At 39.2% G+C, this 2,653-nt stretch carries 2 protein-coding genes; both read left to right on the top strand.

Going from position 1 to position 2,653, the window contains the following annotated elements; translation table 11 throughout:
• A partial coding sequence (locus tag KKH91_07350) for an insulinase family protein (GenBank protein MBU0952618.1) occupies positions 1-1,298 on the top strand: 1,298 nt, incomplete at its 5' end.
• 53 nt (positions 1,299-1,351) lie between these two features.
• The gene (locus KKH91_07345) at positions 1,352-2,590 is read left to right on the top strand and encodes an insulinase family protein (protein ID MBU0952617.1); all 1,239 of its coding nucleotides are present in this window, start codon (positions 1,352-1,354) and stop codon (positions 2,588-2,590) included.
• Positions 2,591-2,653: the final 63 nt, after the last annotated feature.

Raw genomic sequence — 2,653 nt, 5'->3', positions numbered from 1 at the left:
GCTTACTATCAATTTTAGGATTGTCCGGATTTTCTCCCTTATCCGGGTTTAAAAAAACTGTTTTTAAAAATGGTTTAAACGTTTTCATTAAGGAGGACCACAAAATCCCGCTTGTTTCCGTGCAGCTCTGGGTGCGTGCCGGGTCAATTGATGAAAACACCCGGAACAACGGAGTGTCTCACTGTTTAGAACATATGCTTTTTAAAGGCACCGTAAACTTTCCTGTCGGTGAAATTTCACGCATTGTGGAATCCTACGGCGGCTATATAAATGCGGCAACCTCTAAAGAGTTTACGTATTTTTATATTGACATATCTACAGACGGGTTTTATAATGCCTTAAGAATAATGGCTGATCTTGCAAACCAGCGGGCTAATTTCTCTAAAGATGAACTGGAACTGGAAAGAACTGTAATCCTGGAAGAAATAAAAAGGTCAAAAGACCAGCCTGAACATATCCTCTTTGAGAATTTTAACAGCCTGCTTTATTCCATAACACCTTACAAATGGGAAGTCATCGGAACAACTGAAACTGTATCGAGCTTATCCAGGGAAGACATAATGGATTATTACAAGAAGTTTTATGTCCCCAATAACATGATTGTTGTCGTGGCCGGCGATATCAAATATAAAAATGCAAAAACCCTGATAAACAATTTGTTCGACAAATCCAGGCCGGCGCTAGTACCCGAGCGCAAAAATCTAATTGAACCTGTAAAACCGCCTGTTACTCAGAAGGTAAAAAAGGATGTTCAGCATACATATATGATGACTGGCTTTATTGGCCCAGAGTTGGCAGAAGAAAAATCCCAATATGTCGGAGATATTTTAAGCATTATTCTGGGTTCCGGAAGAAGCTCCCGCTTAAATAGAAGCCTGCGCGAAGAAAAACAATTAGTATATTCTGTAAACAGCGGCTTTTATACCCAGCTGGGCAGCGGAATGTTTGTAGTATCAGTAATGTGCGACCAAAAAAATACAGACAAAGTAAGACAGGAAATTTCAAATGAATTTGACAGGATTATTAACCAGGAAATAAGTAAAGAAGAATTTGAGAAAGCTAAAGAACTTGTGAAAAGCCACTGGTATTACGAATTTGAAACCTGCAACCAGCAGGCGCAGACCATAGGCTACTGGATGGTAATAAACAAACTTGATTTCGTTGCAACCTACCTGGCCAACGTAGAAAAGGTAAGTTATATGGATGTTAAAAAGTTTATGAACCTTTATTATACAGGGTTGACAACATCTATCGTAGAGCCGGCAAAAGTCATGCCGGAGAAAACAGAAACTAAATGAAAATATTTCAACACCTACTAATTCTCTCACTTTTGATCGGAGGTAACACTTTTATGGCATCTGCTGACGAAATTACAAAATTACAGCTGGATAACGGAATGACTCTTATTTATAAAAAGATAGAACCCCTGCCCATTGTTAGCGTTCAGCTTTTTCTAAAACTGGGTTCAGTCAGCGACCCAGCGGATAAGCTGGGACTGACGAATTTAATGCAGATGCTTATTACAAAAGGCACTGCAAGCAAAAATGACGAGCAAATATCGAAGGAAATTGAAGCGCTCGGCGGAAGCATCGGGGCAAGTGAAACAGAAGATTATTGCGAGACTTCGCTCAATATCACAAAAAAGTATTTTAATAAAGCGTTTGAAATTTTTGCAGATATTATTCAGAACCCATCTTTTCCTGAAAATGAGCTTCAAAAGGAAAAAACCAACGTAATCGCCGGCATAAAATCCAGGCAGGACCATATTTTTGACGTGACTCTTGATTTGCTGAGGGAAACAGTATACCAGAAACATCCCTATGCAAATACCACTTTCGGCACGGAAGAAACTATAAAAAAGATTACCCGCGATGATATCGTAGCCTGGCACAAAAAACATTACGGCCCACAGAATATGGTTATGGTTGTAACCGGCAATATCGGTTTGGGTGAAATTAAAAAAGTTGTAAAAAAGTATTTAAACAGCTTGCCTGCAGTAGAAAGCGTAAAATACGATTTTCCGGCAGTAACCCAAACACAGAAATCGTTAATCGAAAAAAAGAAATTTGAACAGGCGTACCTGATGTATGGATTTCTTGCCCCGGAAGTTTCAAACGAACATTTCCCGAAAATCAAAGTTTTAAACACTTACCTCGGCGGCGGAATGAGCTCTATCCTTTTCCAGGAATTGAGGGAAAAAGCAGGTTTGGGTTATGAGGTCAGCTCATTTTATCAATCCAAAAAAGACAAGAGCATGCTTGTTATCTATATCGGCCTGGATAAAGCATCGCTGGAAACCGCTAAGGCGAAAGTTGATATGGTGTTGTCGGATCTGAAAACAAAACCGATAGATGTAAACCGTTTTAGTGGCGCAAAAAAGTATATAAAAGGTATTTCAGTGCTCGACCATCAAACAGGCGCCAGGCAGGGCTGGTACCTGGGATGGTGGGAAATAACAGGCAAAGGTTATCAGTACGACAAGAAGTACCTTTCTGAAATAGAACAGGTTACACCGGCGGATCTAAAAAACGTGATCAACAAATATTTGACGGATAAATTCGTTCAAATTCAGATAATCCCTGAGAAATAAATGAAAGCACATACAAAATATTTATGGTTTTGCACAAAGAAAGAAAAAGAGTTCGTTAATATT

This window comes from Elusimicrobiota bacterium (assembly GCA_018816525.1).
GTDB lineage: Bacteria > Elusimicrobiota > Endomicrobiia > CG1-02-37-114 > XYA2-FULL-39-19 > OXYB2-FULL-48-7.
The sequence above is the reverse complement of the archived record's forward strand: the minus strand, read 5'-3'. Positions and strand labels throughout refer to the sequence as shown.